Origin of the sequence: Eggerthella guodeyinii (assembly GCF_009834925.2) — a bacterium.
In the GTDB taxonomy this organism is placed as follows: Bacteria; Actinomycetota; Coriobacteriia; order Coriobacteriales; family Eggerthellaceae; genus Eggerthella; species Eggerthella guodeyinii.
The window spans coordinates 3,538,917-3,559,112 of sequence record NZ_CP063310.1 but is presented as its reverse complement, the minus strand read 5'-3'; the positions used below and the strand labels follow the sequence as shown (position 1 = coordinate 3,559,112).

Below are 20,196 nucleotides of genomic sequence, written 5' to 3'. Positions count from 1 at the left end.
GCGAAAGGATGCTTCATGAGCGTGATCGGCAATATACTGTGGTTCGTCTTCGCGGGGTTCTGGCAGGGCGTGAGCTGGTGCCTCGTCGGGCTGCTGTGGTGCATCACCATCGTGGGCATCCCGGTGGGCACCCAGTGCTTCAAGATGGCGGGGCTCGCGTTCTTCCCGTTCGGCAAAGAGGTCGAGTACGGCGGCGGCGCGGGGTCGGCTGTCCTCAACGTGCTGTGGTTCATCTTCGGCGGCGTGTTCTTGGCGCTCGAGGCGCTGCTCAACGGCGTGCTGCTGTGCATCACCGTCGTGGGCATCCCCTTCGGCCTGCAGTGCTTCAAGCAGGCGAAGCTGGCGCTGCTGCCCTTCGGCGCGGTGGTGCGCGGGAAGTAGGCGCGGCGGCTGCGGCGAGCTCGCCGCGCCGCAGCCGCCTTACGCCTGCTGCTCGAACAGCACGAGCAGCTCTTCCTTGTTGCCGGTCTGCGTTTTCTGGTAGATGTGCCGCAGGTGCGTCTTCACCGTGTTCTTCGAGATGAACAGCGATTCGGCCACGTAGTCGAGGCGGTGTCCCGTCACCCACAGCTCGAGGATCTCGCGCTCGCGCGCCGTGAGCCCGGCCGTTTCAACGATGCGGTCGAGACGGCGTTGCAGCACGTCCTCCGCATCGACGATCACCTCGGTCGGATGATCGCTCGTGGCGAAGAAGTACATGCCCGGCACGAGGATGAGCAGCGCGAGGATGGACAGCGCTGCCGGGTCGAGCGGCGCGAGCATGCCGACGCCCGTGCCGATCGCGCGTCCCAGCTCGGTGGCGATCAGGCCGAGCCCGCACACGAGAAACGGGCTGGTGCGCGTCTTCTGCGCGATGTCGAGCAGGATGAACCACAGCGCGATGGACAGGCACTGCTGCGTGGCCAGGATGATGCAGTGCTGCGCGATTTTGTACGGCTCGGACGACGCGCCCGAATCGGCGCCGATGAGCAGTCCCGACAGCGCGTAGCATACGGCCATGATGCCCGCGAACACCACGAGCGCTTTCTGGAAGTCTCCCTGGCGCCTCGATACGAGCAGCGTCACGATGAGCACCGCGGCCAACGCGTTGCCGGCGATGATGGACCACCACGAGATGAAGCCGCCCGTCTCGGCCGACCCCGGCAGGATGGCGCTGGCCGCCATCGCGCAGCAGATGCCGGCCAGCAGCTTCCACGACGGCTGCATGGTGCCTAGGCCGCCCGCGAGCGCCACGTAGGGCGGGGAGGACGGCGAGCGGCGCAGCACGACGATGAGCAGGATGGATCCGAGCGGCAGCAGCTTCATGAACGAGACCGACCACGTGCCGGGCAGCACCTGGATGAGCGCGAGCACGGCGACGGCCAGGGCGAGCGAGCCGGCGGTGCGGGCGATGATGGAGCGCAGGGGAAGCTGGGCGTACGCCTCGCCCCAGGCGAGGTCGATGATGGGCAGCACGAGCGCCGACAGCAGCAGGTCGACGGTGAGGAACTGCTGGGGCAGCACGCCTGCGGCGGTCAGCGGGTAGCCGAGGCCGCCGACGATCTGGACGATCATGGCGGCCGCGATGAAGCCGGAATGCAGGCGCGCGGGCGACAGCCGTTTCCACAGCGCGGTGGTGACGAGGGCCGATACGGCGAAGGCGCAGAAGAACGCGAAGCGCGTGCTCACGAGAGCGCCGGCGTCGGAGAAGCCGCCTCCCAGCGACGGCGTGGGCGACAGCACGAGCAGCAGGGTTGCCAAGTACAGGCCCCTGCCGAGGTACAGCCACGATGCTGCGGTTCCCGATGCCCCTGGTGTGCGCGTCAAACGCCCCTCCTCGCTTGCTGCTTCGCTGCTTCTCGGAGCTTCCATTATAGCCAAAACGCGGCCCGGAGGGGCCGCGTTCGGTGGCTCGGGCGCGGGGAGGGGAGGGCGCGCCCGAGCATTCAGGGGAGGGATGGCGATCGGTGGGGCGGAGGGGCGGCCGGCCGTCCTACGCTTTCCGCTGCTCGATGTCCTCGGGCGCGGTGGTGGCCAGGCGCTTGCCCAGCAGCATGCCCTCGGTCATGCACAGCCCCAGGCTCATGCCGCTGATGGGCGTGCAGTAGTTCACGATGTAGCGGTTGCCCGAGTTGTTGCCGGCGGAGTACAGGCCGGGGATGGGGAACAGGTCGGAGTCGAGCACGCAGCCGTTGAAATCGGTGTCGAGGCCGGTGGTCTGGCAGAGGCCGACGTAGATGTCCTCGGCGTTGCCGGTGACCGCGTAGAACGGCGGCGTGGTGAGCGGCTTCATGATGCGCGCGTCCACGGCGAAGTCCTCGTCGAGGCCGGCTTCGGCGTACTGGTTCCACTTCTCCAGCTCGGACAGGGCGTTGGCCTTCTGCTCCTCGTTGTAGCAGCCGATCTTGTCGAGCAGCTCCTCGAAGGTGTTGGCGCAGTACACGCCGTCCTTGCTGGGCTCGGTCGACGAGGGGTCGAGGGCGGCCATCTGCTCCTGCAGCGGGTCGATGCCGTGGAAGGTCACCTTCGACGTGAGGTTGATGGCGCCGTGCGCCGGCGGCATGCACGCGATGGTGTCGAGGTAGTTCGCGTCGGCCACCGAGACGATGACGCCCTTCGGCTGGCGGCTGGACTGGTAGCCCGAACCCTCGGTGCCGCCCGCGCACTCGTTGCAGAAGCGCAGCCCGCGCTGGTTGAGCAGCATGAAGCCCGGGCCCCACGGTGCGGTTTCCCAGGGACCCGACTGGCCCGTGTTCATGCCCGTGCGCGGGCCGGCCTCCACATGGCCGCCTGCCCACACGCCCAGCTTGATGCCCGCGCCGTCCTTGACGCCCATGCCGCCGGAGGTGGCCAGCTCGATGTTGCCGTAGTTCTCGGCCAGGTGGCGGTACTCGTCGTTGATGTCGCGGATCATGTCCTCGTTCGCCTGGAAGTCGCCGGCGGTCAGCACCACGCCGCGCGTGCCCGTGTAGCGCACGTAGCTGTCGTCGTCCTGGTTGCGCGCCACGACCGCCACCACGCGCCCGGAGTCGTCCTTCTCGAGGTACTCGGCGTACGTGTTGAAGTGCCACGCGGCGCCTTCTTTGATGGCCTGCTCGCGGTGATGCGTCATGACCACCGGGCCCCATTCCCAATCGGAGCCGCCGCCCGTGACGGGACGGTGGACGATGGTGGACTTGTAGAACTGGTAGCCGGAGGGGTCCATGACCATGCGGTCGTCGGCTTCGGCCGAGTAGATGTTCACGCGGTCGGTGTTGTGGTAGAAGTCGGGGTCCACCTCGTCGATCTCGGAGATGCTCCAGTCCATGATCTGTCCGGAGTAGTCGACGAAGTTGCGGATGAGACGCTGGTTGCTGCGGTTCGCGTTGCGCACGAGCCAGTTCGTCATGAAATTGACCTTGTCGATGCGGTCGGCACCGTGCTCGATCGCCCACTCGCTGTTGATGATGGCCACCTCGCCGCCGATGTAGAAGAAGCTGTCCTCGGGCTGCGCTTCCACGACGCAGACGCTCGCCCCGTTCATGGTTGCCGAGCGCGCCGTCCAGGTTCCCGCCTGGCCGCCGCCCACCACCACGACGTCGAAGGTGCCGCCGTCGGCGATCTTCGCCTCGTCGACCGGCTCGGGCGGGGTGCGCCAGTCGGCCGCCGCCTGGCTTTGCCAGCGATGCTCGGGCTTCGCGCTGCCGTCGGCCGCGTCGGCCTCGGCGACGGCCGACTTCGGGCTGCACCCGGCCAGCGCCCCTGCCGCGGCCAGGCCGGTGACGGCTGCGCCCGTGAGGAAGGTGCGGCGCGAGAGGCCGCGGTTCGCTTTGTTCTGTCCGTTCGTTCCGTTCTCGTTGTGCTTCATGGTCGTGATCCTTTCATTCCCCATCTTGGCCCTCCTGTGCGCCGCTCGGCGCTGCCAAGGTTCGTCGTGCATCATGCCCGGCAACGTGGGATCGCGCGTCATTCCTCAGAGGTGAATGTGCGAACGACCGGCAAAAAAGAAAAATCACCCCTGAGGAATGACGCGGATTTTCGCGTCAACCACCCGCTTCGTCAGGGTGGGCGCGCGCAAGTCACTGCTGAACGGGTGGCGGTTCCACCCGCAACGGGGGGACTGTCGCGAACGCGTCGAGCCTACTATCGAAAGCGTAAGGGCGGCATGAGCCGTGCGGATCGAAGGAGGAACGATGGAACAGTTCAGCAGGCGGAGTTTTTTGAAAGGCGCAGGGCTGGCGGCAGTGGGAACCGCTGCGGTCGGGCTGGTCGGATGCGGGTCGGCTGCCGCGCAGGAGCAAAAGGATTGGTGGATGCCCGAGGCGTGGGACGAGGAAACCGACGTCGTCGTGGTGGGGTACGGCGCGGCTGGCGTGGCCGCCACCATCACCGGTCTGGACGCCGGCCTGGGCGTGATCACGCTGGAGAAGTCGAGCGAGCCCGACGGCGGCAACCTGGGATGCGCGACGGGCTGCATCCAAACCTGCATGAAGCCCGACGATGCCGACGGCATGGTGGAGATGCTGCGGCATTTCAACCAGGGGTCGGTGAGCAAGGAGGACGGCGACGTGCTGTATCCCGCCATCGTCGAGCAGGAGATCGAGGCGGGCGCGTGGCTCGACTCCCTCGAGGACCTCGAAATCTACTGGGTTTGGCGCGATTACGGCGATCCCTCGCGCATGACCGGCGAAGTGGCCTGGTCCGAACGCGGCGATGCGGGCGGTTCTGAGCTGTTCGGGAACTTCCACGAAATCGCGGTCGACAAAGGGGCCGATATCCGGCTCGCCACGCCGGCGAAACGCCTCGTGCAGAATCCCGAGACGAAGGAAATCCTCGGCGTCGTCGCCGAAGGCTCCGGCGGCGACATCGCCATCAAGGCCAAAAAAGGCGTCATCATGGCGTGTGGCGGGTTCGAGGGCAATCCCATGATGCAGCAGTGGTACACCGGATGGGGCATCCACCTGTTCCCGTGGGGCACGCCGCACAACACGGGCGACGGCCACCGCATGTGCGTCGAAGCGGGGGCGCAACTGTGGCACATGGACTGCTCCGAGATAGGATCGCCGTGCTACCGTCTGCCGTCCGAGCAGGTAGGGTGCTCGGTGAGCATGCAGTCGGCGGGGCATTTCCCCGACGCCTCGTCGTGGCTCTTCGTCAACTACAAAGGCGAGCGTTTCGTGAACGAGACGAAGAACCTTTCCCATGCACCGCAGCACACGCGCAAGCGCACGGTGTGGTACGACATGGACACCGACACGTACGAGTTCTCCAACCTGCCGTACTGGATGGTGTTCGACCAGGCGACGTTCGACGCCGCACCGCTGTACATCCAGTCGACGAAGCCGAAGTCGCTCGTGTCGTACGCGGGCGTTCACCAGCTGCTCGGCCAGGAATGGACGAACGCCTGGGCGCTCGAGCAGGGGTGGATCGTGAAAGCCGACACCATCGAAGGGCTCGCTGCGTCGATGGTGGGCACGTCTCCTTCGGGCACGAAGTACGAAGGCGTCGACGCCGCGGCGCTGGCGGCGACGGTGGAGCGTTGGAACGCCAGCTGCGAGGCGGGCGCCGATCCCGATTTCAAACGCGATCCCGAGACGATGGCGGCGTTCGGCGACGGGCCGTTCTACGCCATCGAGATGGGCATGGGCATGATCAACACCCAGGGCGGCCCCAAGCATAACGAGCACAACCAGACGCTCGACACGAACGACGAGGTGATTCCCCGCCTGTACAACGTGGGCGAGTTCGGGTCGCTGAACGGCGGCAACTACAACCTGGGCAACATAGCCGAGGCGCTGACCACAGGCCATTTCGCCATGCTGCATGCAGGCGATCTCGAGCCGTGGGATGCGAGCGACGGAAAGTAGGAGCGCTCATGAACGTATCCGCGAAGAAAGGAATGCGCGCGTTGGCTCCCGCGGCGATCTTGCTCGCGCTGTGCGCGTCGCTTGCCGGGTGCGGCGGCACGCCGCAGCAAGCGGGCGGTGAGGCGGGCAAGGCGGGCGATACGGCCCAGGCGGCGGCGAGCGACGCTCCGTTCTCCTGGTCGGCCGATGCCGATTGCGGTCTGTGCCATGCGACGCAGTCGTCGTCGCTGACGGACTCGTCGTGCCAGGTTTCGGCCAACCATGCCAACCTGCAATGCGTGCAATGCCACACCGATGAAAACGGCCTTGCCGCAGCCCATGACGGCGTCACGCTGGCCGATACGAAGGGAGCGAAGAAGCTGTCGAAGACTTCGGTCGAGCAGGATGCGTGCGTGAGCTGCCACGCCGACGCGGGCGCACCCGAGGCCGCCGCGTCCTCGACGGCGCTCACCGACGACCAAGGCACGACGGTGAACCCGCACGACCTGCCGCAGAGCGCAAGCCACGACACGTTGACCTGCGGAAGCTGCCATACGATGCACGATGAGAAACCGCTTGAAGAGACGGCGGCCGCAGCGTGCACGCAGTGTCACCATCAGAACGTGTACGAGTGCTACACCTGCCACGAGTAAGCGAGTCTCGCTGAACGACCCCGCGTGCCCGCCGCTCTCCCTCCCGGCGGCGCGGTACGGCCTGACGGCCAAGATCGCCCTTCCCTCGGCGATCTTGGCCGTCCGCATGCGCTATCGGCGCTCGTTCACCAGGCGGATGAGCTCTTCCTTGCTGTGCACGTCGAGCTTTGCGTACAACTGCTTCGTGTACCAGCGCACGGTGTTCTCCGACAGGACGAGAATGTCGGCGATTCCCTTCTTAGTGTGTCCGCGGTAGAGCAGCTGCATGATCTCGCTTTCGCGATCGGACAGAGAGAATTCATGCTTCACCTGGCCCCATCCCCTGTCGGGGTCGTCCACGGGATACGAGGGTGCAGGCTGCTCGTCGTGCAGGTTCTGGGCGGTCATGAAAAAACAGCTGGCCAGGAACACGAACACGCAGATGGCCGTCGCTTGCACGATGTGCTCCTCGATGGGGAGCGTCCCGTAGGCGCTTGCGAGGGCGCTGTACGCTGCGATGCCGCCGGCGACGGATGCTTCGTACAGTCCGCGACCGATGCCGAACACGAAGCAGGGGTGCTGCGCGCTTCGCTGGGCGAGCTTGATCAGCACGAGGTACAACAGCACGAGCACGAGGTTGCGCGCCAGGGAAAGCGAGATGTAGTCGATGGCGGACGAGGCGCCGGCTACGAACCAGAGCATGAGCAGCAGGAACGTCAGCGCCAGCAGCATCGAGTTGGCCAGCGCCTTCGCCCGTGCGTTGTCCTCTCGGGCGACGAGCCACATGAAGAGGAGGAAGGGCAGCAGGGCGCGCAGCGCATAATTGGCGAAGGCGATCGCGTGCTCGTGCGACGAGCTGGGAATGGCCCCCTGCAGAATGCTGAATATGATGCCGTTGCCGAAAATCACGGCGTACACGATGACCTGGACGACGAGGAAAAGGGAGGACGATCGGCGCGGCTGCTTGCGAAGCGTGGTAGCACCCGGTCGATTGACCAGGAGGTTCGACGTCCCATCCCAAGCGCGGCGCGCGCAGATGATGGAGCCGAACGGCAGGACGCAGGCGACGGCGAGGACGGGAGCGGTGCCGGTCAGGGAGAAGATGCTCATGACGAGGCAGATGAGGGCCCCGAACGAGAACCCCAGCAAGATGAATCCGCAGGCGTCTTTGGTTTTCATGCTGCTGTAGATGAGGAACCACGACGAGAAGCAGAAGGCGATGCCGAGCCCGCTTATTGCTCCCGCAGCGACCTGGGCGAAAACGGGCAGCGCCACCGAAGCGATGCCGAGCAGCGGCGTGACGCAGAGGGCGACGGCGCTGAGCGGATGGAAGAGGACGTGCGGGTCGCGTTCGGCACCGGGTCGAAACAGCAGGGCTATGGCGAGCAGGGCCGCCAGCATGCCCAGATGGAAGGCGAGTTGAAAGGCAAGCGTGTCGAACACCACGCGTTGGCTCACCACGAACATCCAGGCTTGCGGGAAGCAGAGGCCCAAGAACAGCGCATTGCGTTTCGGTCGGTAGACGCGCGTCAGCTGGTCGATCATCGATATCCCCTCCTGCTTGAAGGGGCGCCGCGCGCTTCGCGTTTCTCCCCCGCGCCGCGCCCTCGTTTCGAGCTTATCAGGTGAACTCGATCCGAACAAGGATGATGCGATGGCGCAGGTTTTTTGGAATTATGCCGATGACCTGGGAATACCGTGCATTGTGCCAACGCGCGCGCAAAGTCCACCCCGATCGGGTGGGGCGCAGACGATCGCGGTTTCGGCACGCCTTGAGATCCGCTGCTCTCCATGCTATCATATGTTGTACGTACAACATTGGAGGTGCAACATGGCTGATGCGATGGTGACGGCGCGCATGTCGGCGGAGAAGAAAGAGGCGGGCAACCGCATGCTCGAGCAGTTGGGCACGAACGCCTCGCAGGCGGTGAATCGCCTGTACGACTACGTGCTGGAGAAGAAGCAGCTGCCGTTCCCCGAGCAGCAGGGGCGACGGAAGTACACGCAGGAGGAAATCGCGCAGGCGATCGCCTGGGTGGATAGTATAAAGATGCCCGATGTTTCCGGTCGTTTCGACAATATGACGCTGAAAGAAGTGAAGCGGGAGCGTCTTATCGCTCGGGGTCTTATGGATCCCGGTGATGGTCAATGAAGCTTATCGTTGATACGAACATCATCATCGATCATGTGAAGGATCGCGGTCCTTTCGGAAGCCCTGCGCAGAAGCTCATGATGTTGGGATTTCTTCATGAGTTAGAGCTTTGGATGAGCTCTTCCCAGATTACCGACGCATTTTACCTTCTGTCTGATGGAGGAAAGCCTTCGCTTGCAAGCAAAGTGAAGAGTAGTCTCAAAGGAGTGCGCGCTGCTGTACGCGTTTGTTCTTTCAGCGAGGCAGATGTCGACGCAGCGCTCGATTCGTCGTGGGTCGATCTGGAGGATGCGTGCGTGTACCAGTGCGCGCTCAGGTTGAAGGCCGACGCCATCATCACGCGCAACCAGAAAGATTTCGAGAAGTCGACCATCAAAGTGTTCGACTGCGACGAGTTGTTCGCCTACCTGGCCGAGGAAAAGGGTCTCACCTACGAGGAAATACCCTGGTAGCGAGAAGGCGGCCCCCGCAGGGCCGCCTTCGAAGAGCGTGCTGGATGCAAGTGCAGCCGCGCTAGTTCTTCAGGGAGTTCAGGGGGGCGGGCATGCGGCCGCCGCGGTGGGCGAACGTGGTGCCGGCGTACTGGTTCACGGGCATGACCGGGGCGTAACCTAGCAGGCCGCCGAAGTCGAGCTGGTCGCCCACCGTCTTGCCGATGGCGGGGATGAGGCGGACCGCGGTGGTCTTGCTGTTGATCATGCCGATGGCGCATTCGTCGGCGATGATGCCGAAGATGGTCTCGACGCTCGTGTCGCCGGGGACGGCGATCATGTCGAGGCCCACGGAGCACACGCAGGTCATGGCTTCCAGCTTCTCGAGCGACAGCGCGCCGTCCTCGGCCGCGCGGATCATGCCGGCGTCCTCGGACACGGGGATGAACGCGCCGGACAGGCCGCCGACGGACGAGGACGCCATGACGCCGCCCTTCTTCACCGCGTCGTTGAGCATGGCGAGCGCCGCCGTGGTGCCGGGGCCGCCGCACTGGCCCACGCCGATGGCCTCAAGGATCTCGGCCACCGAGTCGCCCTCGGCCGGAGTGGGGGCCAGCGACAAGTCGAGGATGCCCTGCTGCACGCCCAGGCGCTTGGACGCCTCGCGCGCCATGAGCTCGCCGGCGCGCGTGATCTTGAACGCGGTGGCTTTGATGGCTTCGGCCACCGACGTGATGTCGGCGTCTTTCGGCAGGTCGGCCAGCACGGCGCGCACCACGCCGGGACCCGACACGCCCACGTTCACCACTTCGTCGGCCTCGCCCGATCCGTGGAACGCGCCGGCCATGAAGGGGTTGTCCTCCACGGCGTTGCAGAACACGACCAGCTTTCCGGCGCCGATGCACTGGCGATCGGCCGTGGCCTCGGCGGTAGCCTTGATGATGCCGGCCATCTTGAGCACGGCGTCCATGTTGATGCCCGCGCGCGTGGAGCCCACGTTCACCGACGAGCACACGTTGTCGGTGACGGACAGCGCGTGGGGGATGGACTCCATCAGCTTGTTGTCGGCTTTCGAGGCGCCCTTGTGCACGAGCGCGCTGAAGCCGCCCACGAAGTCGACGCCCACCTCTTTGCCGGCCTTGTCCATGGCCACGGCGATGGGGGTGAGGTCGTGCGCGCTCGTGGCGGCGCAGATCTCGGCGATGGGCGTGACGGAGATGCGCTTGTTCACGATGGGGATGCCGTACTCGCGCTCGAGCTGCTCGGCCGTGGGCACAAGGCGCTCGGCGGCGGTGGTCATGCGGTCGTACACCTTGCGCGCCATGACGTCGATGTCGGCGTCCGTGCAACCCCGCAGGTTCAGCCCCAGCGTGATCGTGCGGATGTCGAGGTGCTGATTGCTCACCATAGCAAGCGTCTCGGCGATTTCAGCAGGCGTGATCTGCATGATGCCCCGTCTTTCTCTCAAGCGTTGTGTGATCGTGCGGAACAGCATAGCAAACCCCGTGGTCGGCGGCGTCGCGGTTCGCTCGATTTCGACGTTTCTTCTCAAGGGCAGCCCGAGGAAGGGAACGGATGTTTCACGTGAAACATCGGCGCGATCAAGTGGCGTGCGGGTTGCGTGCGGCGCGCGGCCACCCGTGCGGGCGGCGGGGTGGCGGGCTAGGTGAGCCGGGTGCTGACCTCGCCGTAGGGGAGCTCGCGGCGGGTTTTGTCGGGCAGTTCGACGACCAGCTTGAAGTCGGGCGTGAGGTCGACGGCGCGGGCGCGCACGCGCGAGGGACCCTGGCGCACGACGAGCGGTTGGCCCAGCAGGAAGCACCGGCGTCGGTACTCGTCGTAGAACGAGGCGTCGGCCACGTGCCGGTACAGGTTCCAAAAGCGCGCGAGGATGGCGGCGGCCAGCTCGCAGCGCACGGCGCCCGTGCGGTCGTCGAGCACGGCGCCCGCCACGTCGGCGATGTCGCGAGGGAAGCCATCGGCCGGCGGTTTCACGTTCACGCCGATGCCGAGCACCGCGTGCTCGAAGCGCCCCGACTCCATGTCCACCATGCCCTCGGTGAGGATGCCCGCCACCTTGCGCTCGTCGCAGTAGATGTCGTTCACCCACTTGATGAGGGCTTCCTTGCCGGTCACCTGCTCGATGGCCTGCGCGCCCGCCACGGCGGCGGCGCAGGTGAGGAACTGGCCGCGGTCGGCGGCCAGCGTGGGGCGCAGCACGATGCTGAGGTACAGGCCCGAAGACGCAGGAGAGAAGAACGTCTTGCCGGGGCGTCCCTTGCCGGCGGTCTGCTCCTCGGCCACGATGACGGTGCCCTCGGGCGCGCCCTCGGCGGCGCGGCGGCGCGCCTCGGAGTTGGTGGAGTCCACGCGCTTGCGCACGGAGATGGCGAAGGGGTGGCCGGGCGGCAGGAACCGCTCGATGCCCTGGGGCGACAGCAGGTCGTTCTCCTGCGACAGCGCGTAGCCCTTGTTCGTGACGGCATCGATGGCGTACCCCTCGGCGCGCAGCGCCTCGACGGCCTTCCACACCGCGTTGCGGCTCACGCCGATGGCCTGCGCCATCGCGGCGCCCGACACGTAGCGCTCGCGGTTCTCCTCCAGCAGGCGCAGCAGTTGTTCCTTGGTTCCCATGGGTGCATGGTAGGAGAGAGAGGCCGATCGTGTCAACGCGATCGGCGAAAGAAGGTGACAATGGGCGGAAGGCACGCGAGGCGCGCGAGGGCTTGGGCGCGCGAGGGCGGGGGGGGGTGGGCGAAGAAACGAACGAATGTTTCACGTGAAACATTCGGCACGCTGCCGCACGGGGAAGTGCGCGCGGCGCGCCGCAGGCGCGGCACGCCCCACGGGAGGCGGGCGCCCTGCGGCACGACGCGCATCGCGACGCGCCTCGCAGCACGCCGCGCCCCGCGACGCGCCTCGTGTGAAGGCGGGGTTCTCCCTCGTTGTGTTCCGGGGCGCGAACAGGTATACTGCTCGTTATTCGACAAGTTGTTCATTATTGACCCAACTGTTCAATTAGAGGTGATCATGACTACGACAACCGTTTCGCCCGCTCCCGTCGCTGTCGCGACGGCGCGAAGCACGGCTGCCCCGCAGGATCGCCGCATCACGCGATCGAAGCGCGCGCTCAGCGACGCGCTCATCGAGCTCATGGAGGAGCGCAGCTTCGACGGCTTCTCGGTGAACGACCTGTGCGAGCGCGCCGATCTCAACCGCGGCACGTTCTACAACCATTTCCGCGACAAGGACGACCTGCTGGCCCAGCTGGAGGCCGAGGTCATGGACGACCTCGACCGGCTCCAGGCGCAGATGCAGAACCTCACCGTGCGCGAGCTGCTGGGCTACCGGGCGCGCAAGAAGCCGCTGCCGCTGCTCGTGGAGCTGTTCGACTACCTGCGCGAGCAGGGCGCGTTCCTTCACGCGGCGCTGGGCCCGGGCGGCGACGTGGGCTTCGGCCCGCGCCTGCGCGACTCCGTGTGCACCAACCTCGTCCAATCCATCCTGCACGAGCGCTACCGCAACGATCCGTCGCCGTTCGTCGGCTACTACGTCGCGTTCTTCGCATCCGCGTACCTCGGCGTCATCACGCGCTGGATCGAAACGGGCATGCAGGAAAGCTCGGAGGAGATGGCCCTCATCGCCATGAGGCTGTTCTTCATCAAACCGGGCGAATCGATCAAGCTGTAAGGCAAGGGAGCTATGGAAGAGAACAACAACCTGCATATCGGCATCGACGTGGGCTCCACCACGGTCAAGCTGGCCATCCTCGACGAGGCCCACGAGGTGAAATTCTCAGTGTACCGCCGCCACCACGCCGACGTGCGCGCCACCATCGTGGAGGTGCTGTCCGAAGCGGCGGCCGATTTCGGCGCCGAGCGCATGACCATCGCCATCACGGGATCGGGCGGCCTGCTGCTCGCGCAGTGGCTGGGCATCGAGTTCGTGCAGGAGGTCATCGCCTCGAAGACGGCGGTGGAAACCTTCATCCCCGTCACCGACGTGGCCATCGAGCTGGGCGGCGAGGACGCGAAGATCATCTACTTCGACCAGGGCATCGAGCAGCGCATGAACGGCACGTGCGCCGGCGGCACGGGCGCCTTCATCGACCAGATGGCCGCGCTGCTGAACACCGATGCGGGCGGCTTGAACGTGCTGGCGCAGGGCGCCACCACGCTGTACCCCATCGCCAGCCGTTGCGGCGTGTTCGCGAAGACCGACGTGCAGCCGCTCATCAACGAGGGTGCGCGCAAGGAGGACATCGCCGCGTCCATCTTCCAGTCGGTGGTGACGCAGACCATCAGCGGCCTGGCGTGCGGCCGCCCCATCCGCGGCCACGTGGCTTTCCTCGGCGGCCCGCTGCAGTACCTCCCCGAGCTGCGCAAACGCTTCTACGAGACGCTGGAGCTGGACGACGAGCACATCATCGTGCCCGAGAACGCCCACCTGTTCGTGGCCAGCGGCTGCGCCATCGCGGGCGCGGCCAGCGAGACGGTGAAGGCCGAGCTGCTGGACGACGTGCTCGACCGCCTGAAGAACCTCGGCGACATCCAGGGCTCCGAAGTGGTGCGCCTGCCCCCGCTGTTCGCCAGCGAGGACGAGTACGCCCAGTTCAAGGACCGCCATGACGGCGAATGCGTGCGCCGCGGCGACCTCATGTCCTATGAGGGCACGGCCTACCTCGGCATCGACGCCGGCTCCACCACGTTCAAGGCCGCGCTCATCGGCGAGGACGGCGCGCTTTTGTGGTCGCACTACGCCAGCAACAAGGGCGACGTGCTGGGCTGCGCGCGCACCGCGCTGAGCAACCTGTACAACGAGATGCCGGTGGACGCCGACACGGGCGAGCCGCTCGTGCACATCGGCCACGCCACGGTGACGGGCTACGGCGAGCATCTGCTGCTGGAGGCGCTGCGCGTGGACTCCGGCGAGATCGAGACGGTGGCGCACCTGCGCGGCGCGCAGGAGATGCTGCCGGGCGTCGAGTTCATCCTCGACATCGGCGGCCAGGACATGAAGTGCCTGCGCGTCAAGGACGGCGTCATCGACCACATCATGCTCAACGAGGCGTGCAGCTCGGGCTGCGGCAGCTTCATCGAGAGCTTCGCCACGGGCCTCAACCTGGACGTGGCCGAGTTCGCGCAGACCGCCATCAAGGCCGAGCGTCCCGTCGACCTGGGCAGCCGCTGCACCGTGTTCATGAACAGCCGCGTGAAGCAGGCGCAGAAGGAAGGCGCCACCGTGGGCGACATCGCCGCGGGCCTGGCCATCTCCGTCATCAAGAACGCGCTGTTCAAGGTCATCAAGATCCGCGACCCGCACGATGTGGGCACGAAGGTCATCGTGCAGGGCGGCACGTTCCTGAACGACGCCGTGCTGCGCGCGTTCGAGCAGCTGTCCGAGGTCCAGGCCGTGCGCCCCGACATCGCCGGCAACATGGGCGCGTTCGGCGCCGCGCTGCTCGCGCGCGACCGCTACCACTCCGCCGTGGCGCTCGAGGCGCGCAAGGCCGAGGCCGGCGCCGCGTGGAGCTCCGAGAGCGAACAGCTGGCCGCGCCCGTCGCGGTGGGCTCGAGCCTGCTGTCGCTCGAGCAGCTGGCGGCGCTGTCGCCCACGCACAAGACCGTGCGTTGCAAGGCGTGCTCGAACCACTGCCTGCTCACCGTCAACGACTTCGGCGTGGACGAGACCACGGGCAAGCACCGCCGCTTCATCACGGGCAACCGCTGCGAGAAGGGTGCGGGCACGCTCGACGAGAGCAAGAACGTGCCGAACCTCTACGAATACAAGAGCAGCCGCCTGTTCGATTACGAGCCCCTCGCGCCCGAGAACGCCCCGCGCGGCAGCGTGGGCATCCCGCGCGCGCTCAACCAGTACGAGAACTACCCGTTCTGGTTCACCTTCTTCACGAAGCTCGGCTGGCGCGTGGTGCTGTCCGACCCGTCCACGAAGAAGACCTACGAGGCGGGCATCGAGTCCATGCCGTCCGAGTCGGTGTGCTACCCGGCGAAGCTCAGCCACGGCCATATCATGAACCTGCTGGACAAAGCTCCCGACTTCATCTGGTTCCCGTGCAGCAAGTGGGAGCGCCAGGAGGACGAGGGCGCGGGCAACCACTTCAACTGCCCCATCGTGGCCAGCTACCCCGAGGCGCTGCGCCTCAACATCGACGAGCTGCGCACGTCCGATGTGAAGCTGCTCACCCCGTGGCTGCCCTACGACCAGAAGGAGCACCTCAAGAAGCGCCTGTTCGTGGAGCTGGTCGAGGCGCATCCCGAGCTCATGGGCTCGGCCGCCGCGCCGACGCAGGCCGAGGTGGACGCCGCCGTGGACGCCGCGTGGGCCGAGGACGAGGCCTTCAAGCGCGACATCCGCGCGAAGGGCGAGGAGACGCTCGCCTGGATGGAGGCCACGGGCACGCACGGCATCGTGCTGGCGGGTCGTCCCTACCACAACGACCCCGAGATCAACCACGCCATTCCCGAGCTGCTGACCAGCTTCGGCCTGGCCGTGCTCACCGAGGACTCCATCGCGCACCTCGGCACGCTCGAGCGCCCCATCCGCCTCGTGGACCAGTGGATGTACCACACCCGCCTGTACGCGGCGGCGAAGGTGGCCACCGAGCGAGCCGACCTCGACCTCATCCAGCTTAACAGCTTCGGCTGCGGCCTCGATGCGCTGACCACCGACCAGGTGCAGGAGATCCTCGAGGCGGCGGGCAAGGTGTACACCGTGCTCAAGATCGACGAGGTGTCGAACCTGGGTGCGGCGCGCATCCGCGTGCGCTCGCTGCTGGCGGCGCTCAAGGACCAGGCCGACGAGAAGGCCGATGCCGAGCGCATGCCGCGCGGCTGCCCCGCCGTCAGCTTCGATCCCGACACGTTCGAGGCCACGCCCGAGGCGGCCATCGACGCGAAGACGGGCCAGACCGAGGCTGCCATCGCGGCGAAGCTGACCGGCGCCACCCCCGAGACGTTCACCCAGAAGGCGGCGCCCGAGGTTGCCGAGCGCTTCCGCCAGCGCGAAGGCGCCACCACCGAGTTCCCGCGCGCGGTGTTCACGCAGGAGATGAAGGATGCGGGCTACACGATCCTCTGCCCGCAGATGGCACCCATCCACTTCGACCTGCTCGTGGACATCTTCAAGCGCAACGGCTACAACTTCGAGCTGCTGCCGTCGGTCGACCACGGCGCGGTGGACGCGGGCCTCAAGTACGTGAACAACGATATTTGCTACCCGTCCATCCTGGTCACCGGCCAGATCATGGAGGCGGTCATGTCGGGTCGCTACGACACCGACAAGCTGGCCGTCATCATCACGCAGACGGGCGGCGGCTGCCGCGCCACGAACTACATCTCGCTCATCCGCAAGGCGCTGGCCGCCGTGGGCTTGCCGCACATCCCGGTGATCGCCCTGTCGTTCAAGGATCTCGGCGAAGAGAACCCGGGCTTCAAGGTGACGCCTTCCATGTTGCTGCAGGCGGCCTACGGCATCTTCTACGGCGACCTGCTCATGATGGCGCTGTACCGCACGCGCCCCTACGAGGTGGAAGCGGGCAGCGCGAACCGCCTGTTCGACCACTGGATGGCCACGTGCAAAGCCCAGCTGCGGCGCGGGCTCAAGCGACGCGAGTTCAAGGAGACGGTGCGCCGCATCGTGGAGGACTTCGACACGCTGCCGCTGACCGGCGAGGGCACGAAGCCGCGCGTGGGCGTGGTGGGCGAGATCCTCGTGAAGTTCCACCCGACGGCAAACAACCAGATCGTCGACGTCATCGAGCGCGAGGGCTGCGAGGCCGTGGTTCCGGGCCTGGCCGAGTTCTTCCTGTTCGGCATCGCGGGCGGCATCTTCCAGAAGGATCCGCTCGGGCGCTCGGCGAAGGGCGCGGTGGGCTCGCGCATCGGTCTGTGGGCCATCGCGAAGCTGCGCGCTCCCATCACGAAGGCGCTCGAGTCGTCGAGTCGCTTCGAGGCGCCGGCCGACATCTACGAGCTGGCCGAATACGCCAGCGAGATCCTGTCGCTGTGCAACTCGATGGGCGAGGGCTGGCTGCTGACGGCCGAGATGGTGGAGCTCGTCCGCACCGGCGCGCCGAACGTGGTGTGCACCCAGCCGTTCGCGTGCCTGCCGAACCACGTGGTGGGCAAGGCCGTCATCAAGGAGCTGCGACGCCGCTACCCTGACAGCAACATCGTGGCGGTGGACTACGACCCCGGTGCGTCCGAGGTGAACCAGCTCAACCGCATCAAGCTGATGATCTCGGTGGCGAAGGCGAACCTGGCCGACAAGGAAGCCGAGGCGAAGAAGACGCGCGACCGGTTCGTGAGCGCCGGGCGCCCCCAAGCCACCCAAGAGGACGCCGGCGAGCTCGAGATCGAGACGAAGCGCGCGTAAGGGGCGCCTGCGCGCCTGGAACCACCGATACGAGGAGGCCCGAGATGCTGAAACGGATGGTCGGGATCGTCATCGTCGCCGCGCTCGGCGCGGCGTTGACCGGGTGTGCGTCGGGCGTTGAGCGGCAAAATGTTCCGAACGACCGCGCCGTCGGCGAGCAGCCCGCCAAAAGCGAGCAGCCCGCCGGGGGCGCCGCTCCGACCGAGTCTGAGCCGCTTCGCGCGGGAAAAGGCGAGATCACCGTGCTCGTGCTGAACGCAAGCGGCGAGGAGGGGGCGGCGCGCGAGGCCGCCGATAGCATCGAGGCGCTCGGCTTCGAGCACGTCACGGTCGACAACGCCACGTATCACCAGAAGGGTAACCGGGTGTCGTACCACCACGAGGAGCATCGCGCCGAGGTGGACGAGGTCGCGGCGCTGTTCGACGCGCTCCCGCCTTACGACCCCTATTGCTACGAAGACGCCCGGAGCGGCGGTTGGAGCATGGACTACGACATCCTCGTCATGCTCGGCGAGCCGGGCACGGGGTGCCCTGTGCCCGTGTAGCGTACAAATGTTTCACGTGAAACACCGTCGGAAGCGACCTGCTCGCCGGGCCGTGTCTCGCGACCTCGCCTAGAGCTTCTCGCCCTTCGCCAGGTGGGCGAAGGTTTCGGCCATGACCTCGGGGGATTCTTTCATGCCGCTTTCCAGCCAGCAGAGCAGCACGTTGTAGAACGCGCCGGCGGAGAAGTACAGCCGGTAGCGCTCGGGGGAGCTTGCGGGCATGTCTCCTCCGGCAGCGATCTCGCAATCGGTGATGAGGTCGAGCAGCGACGTGCCCGCCTTCGCGCGATGGAACGCCAGCACGAGGCCGGCATGCTCCTGGTAGAAGCGGAACTTGAACTCGAGGCGCGCGCGGCTGTCGACGTCCCCATCCGGCATGCCCTCGTGGTAGCGCTGCGTCACTTGCCCGATGCCGTATTCGACCAGCTCCTCGACCGAGGAGAAGTTGCGGTAGAACGACGCGCGGGCGACGCCCGCCTGTTCGACCAGCTCGGTGACGGTCACCTTCGACCAGTCCTTGCGGCCGGCGAACTCGATCAACGCGGCCAGCAGCTGGTCTTTCACGCGCTGGTTCTCCTGCTTTCTCTTGTCCATGAGACAGATCACCCCGTTTTGTCTCCGGTGCACGGATTGACGGCGTACGCATATCTGATACAAAATGTATCACATCGGATGATACCACCGGAACGGGAGATACGCCATGATTTTGTACTTCAGCGGCACGGGCAACAGCCAATGGGCGGCGCGGCGGCTCGCCGATTTGCTCGACGACGAGGTCGTTTCCATCAACCGGGCGATGAAGGACGGTCATCCTGCGTCGTTTCGCTCAGAACGGCCGCTCGTGTTCGTCGCCCCCGTGTACGCATGGCGGCTGCCGCGGGTGGTCGACCGGTGGATTCGCGCTGCGCGCTTCGAGGGCAACCGCGACGCCTACTTCGTCATGACCTGCGGCGGGAAATGCGGAAACGCGGCCGCCTACGCACGGCGGCTGTGCGCGAGCACGGGTCTGCGCTATCGGGGGCTGGCCGGGGTGCCCATGCCGAAGAACTACGTGGTGCTGTACGACACGCCCGACGCCGAGGAGTGCCGCGCCGTCGTCGAGCGCGCCCGGCCGCGCATCGACGAGCTCGCCAGGCTCATCGGGCGGAACGAAGCGCTTCCGGAACAGCCCGTCGAGCTGAACGACCGCTTCCGCAGCGGCCCGGAGAACGCCCTCTTCTACCCGGCGCTCGTGCACGACGCGAAGTTCACCGCGTCGGACGCGTGCGTCGCGTGCGGGCGCTGCGTCGAGCGCTGCCCGCTCAACAACGTCGTGCTGGTCGACGGCAAGCCTACGTGGAACGGCACGTGCACGCACTGCATGGGCTGCATCGCGGGATGCCCGACCGAGGCCATCGAGTACGGCCCGAAGTCGAGCGGCCGGCATCGCCATGATCTGTGGACGGAGGAGCTCGCATGAGGCATGCGCACGACGTGACGATCGACGCGGGGCGCTGCATCGGGTGCGGCCTGTGCGAGGAGGATTGCCCCGCCAGCGCGATCGCGGTCGAAGGTGGGAAGGCGCGCATGGTCGCGCAGGACTGCCTCCTTTGCGGCCACTGCGTCGCGATCTGCCCGAAGGCGGCCGTGTCCATGACCGGCTTCGAGGACGAGCCGCGTGAGCTGGGCGTAGGCGCGCCGCCGGCCCTCGACGCGGATCGGCTGCTCGAGGCCATCGCCGCGCGCCGCAGCATGCGCCGGTTCAGCGACGAGCCCGTGGCGGAGGAGGACATCGCCCGCATCATCGAGGCGGGACGGCTGACGCCCACCGCGAAAAACGCGCAGGACGTGTCGTACGTGGTGCTGCGCGATGGCATCGCGCGCTTCGAGGCGCAGGCGGTTCGCCTGTTCAGGCGGGTGTTCCCTTTCGTGCGGCTCGTGAACTCGATGGCGCGCCGCACCAGCATCGACGACCGGTTCTTCTTCAAGGGCGCACCCGTGGCCATCGTCGTGGTCGCGCGCAACGATATCGACGGTGCGCTGGCGGCCTCCAACATGGAGCTCATGGCGCAGGCGTGCGGTCTGGGCGTGCTGTACAGCGGCTACTTCTCGATGGCCGCCGCCGTGTCGCGCGCGCTGCGCCGTGAGCTGGGGCTGTCTCGCGGCCAGAAGGTGGTCGCCACCCTCGTCGTCGGTCATCCCGCCGTGCGCTACCGTCGCACCGCCCCGAAGGAGGCAGCCGCGGTACGCTGGGCGTGA

General features: G+C 66.6%; 16 protein-coding genes. 10 read left to right on the top strand and 6 right to left on the bottom strand.

Features of this window, described 5'->3' with window-relative positions:
* The first annotated feature begins 15 nt into the window (after positions 1 to 15).
* Positions 16 to 381 carry a YccF domain-containing protein gene (locus GS424_RS15260; protein ID WP_160941313.1) on the top strand — a complete coding sequence of 122 codons (366 nt, stop codon included), beginning with the start codon at positions 16 to 18 and terminating at the stop codon, positions 379 to 381.
* Positions 382 to 420: 39 nt separating this feature from the next.
* On the opposite strand, the gene GS424_RS15255 is transcribed toward GS424_RS15260, so the two are convergent.
* Complete coding sequence (locus GS424_RS15255) at positions 421 to 1,806, bottom strand: helix-turn-helix domain-containing protein (RefSeq protein ID WP_160941312.1); 1,386 nt, start codon at positions 1,804 to 1,806, stop codon at positions 421 to 423.
* Between the two features lie 166 nt (positions 1,807 to 1,972).
* Positions 1,973 to 3,826 (bottom strand): FAD-binding protein, encoded by a 1,854-nt coding sequence (locus GS424_RS15250; protein WP_160941311.1) that lies wholly within the window; start codon positions 3,824 to 3,826, stop codon positions 1,973 to 1,975.
* 325 nt (positions 3,827 to 4,151) lie between these two features.
* On the opposite strand from GS424_RS15250, the gene GS424_RS15245 reads away from it, so the two are divergent.
* The gene (locus GS424_RS15245; protein WP_015761354.1) at positions 4,152 to 5,825 is read left to right on the top strand and encodes an FAD-binding protein; all 1,674 of its coding nucleotides are present in this window, start codon (positions 4,152 to 4,154) and stop codon (positions 5,823 to 5,825) included.
* 8 nt (positions 5,826 to 5,833) lie between these two features.
* Positions 5,834 to 6,457, top strand: a complete 624-nt coding sequence (locus GS424_RS15240) for a hypothetical protein (RefSeq protein WP_015761353.1) — start codon at positions 5,834 to 5,836, stop codon at positions 6,455 to 6,457.
* 111 nt (positions 6,458 to 6,568) lie between these two features.
* On the opposite strand, the gene GS424_RS15235 is transcribed toward GS424_RS15240, so the two are convergent.
* Positions 6,569 to 7,981, bottom strand: a complete 1,413-nt coding sequence (locus GS424_RS15235) for a helix-turn-helix transcriptional regulator (protein WP_015761352.1) — start codon at positions 7,979 to 7,981, stop codon at positions 6,569 to 6,571.
* A 286-nt stretch (positions 7,982 to 8,267) separates the two neighbouring features.
* Between GS424_RS15235 and GS424_RS15230 the strand changes: the two genes are divergently transcribed.
* Together GS424_RS15230 and GS424_RS15225 are read left to right on the top strand one after the other, a co-directional pair.
* Positions 8,268 to 8,588, top strand: a complete 321-nt coding sequence (locus tag GS424_RS15230) for a type II toxin-antitoxin system RelB/DinJ family antitoxin (RefSeq protein ID WP_101723545.1) — start codon at positions 8,268 to 8,270, stop codon at positions 8,586 to 8,588.
* Positions 8,585 to 9,040: a type II toxin-antitoxin system VapC family toxin gene (locus tag GS424_RS15225; protein ID WP_160941310.1), complete on the top strand. Its 456-nt coding sequence runs from the start codon at positions 8,585 to 8,587 to the stop codon at positions 9,038 to 9,040. Before GS424_RS15230 ends, GS424_RS15225 begins: the two co-directional genes overlap by 4 nt.
* A 61-nt stretch (positions 9,041 to 9,101) precedes the next feature.
* On the opposite strand, the gene GS424_RS15220 is transcribed toward GS424_RS15225, so the two are convergent.
* Together GS424_RS15220 and GS424_RS15215 are read right to left on the bottom strand one after the other, a co-directional pair.
* Entirely contained in the window at positions 9,102 to 10,466 is a 1,365-nt protein-coding gene (locus tag GS424_RS15220; protein WP_160941309.1) for a PFL family protein, read from the bottom strand.
* A gap of 215 nt (positions 10,467 to 10,681) precedes the next feature.
* On the bottom strand, positions 10,682 to 11,653 hold the full coding sequence (locus GS424_RS15215) for a biotin--[acetyl-CoA-carboxylase] ligase (RefSeq protein ID WP_160941308.1): 972 nt from the start codon (positions 11,651 to 11,653) through the stop codon (positions 10,682 to 10,684).
* 396 nt (positions 11,654 to 12,049) lie between these two features.
* Here GS424_RS15215 and GS424_RS15210 point away from each other — a divergent pair, with 396 nt between their 5' ends.
* Genes GS424_RS15210 through GS424_RS15200 form a run of 3 tightly spaced genes read left to right on the top strand, consistent with a single transcriptional unit; the run spans position 12,050 to position 17,958 of the window.
* Positions 12,050 to 12,709, top strand: a complete 660-nt coding sequence (locus GS424_RS15210) for a TetR/AcrR family transcriptional regulator (RefSeq protein WP_015761347.1) — start codon at positions 12,050 to 12,052, stop codon at positions 12,707 to 12,709.
* Positions 12,710 to 12,721: 12 nt separating this feature from the next.
* Positions 12,722 to 17,413 (top strand): 2-hydroxyacyl-CoA dehydratase, encoded by a 4,692-nt coding sequence (locus GS424_RS15205; RefSeq protein ID WP_160941307.1) that lies wholly within the window; start codon positions 12,722 to 12,724, stop codon positions 17,411 to 17,413.
* A gap of 44 nt (positions 17,414 to 17,457) precedes the next feature.
* Positions 17,458 to 17,958 (top strand): LytR C-terminal domain-containing protein, encoded by a 501-nt coding sequence (locus GS424_RS15200; protein WP_160941306.1) that lies wholly within the window; start codon positions 17,458 to 17,460, stop codon positions 17,956 to 17,958.
* 69 nt (positions 17,959 to 18,027) lie between these two features.
* Here GS424_RS15200 and GS424_RS15195 read toward each other — a convergent pair whose 3' ends face one another.
* Positions 18,028 to 18,552 (bottom strand): TetR/AcrR family transcriptional regulator, encoded by a 525-nt coding sequence (locus GS424_RS15195; protein WP_160941305.1) that lies wholly within the window; start codon positions 18,550 to 18,552, stop codon positions 18,028 to 18,030.
* Between the two features lie 106 nt (positions 18,553 to 18,658).
* On the opposite strand from GS424_RS15195, the gene GS424_RS15190 reads away from it, so the two are divergent.
* Positions 18,659 to 19,417: an EFR1 family ferrodoxin gene (locus tag GS424_RS15190; protein ID WP_160941304.1), complete on the top strand. Its 759-nt coding sequence runs from the start codon at positions 18,659 to 18,661 to the stop codon at positions 19,415 to 19,417.
* Entirely contained in the window at positions 19,414 to 20,196 is a 783-nt protein-coding gene (locus GS424_RS15185; RefSeq protein ID WP_160941303.1) for a nitroreductase family protein, read from the top strand. The genes GS424_RS15190 and GS424_RS15185 overlap by 4 nt, the downstream gene beginning before the upstream one ends.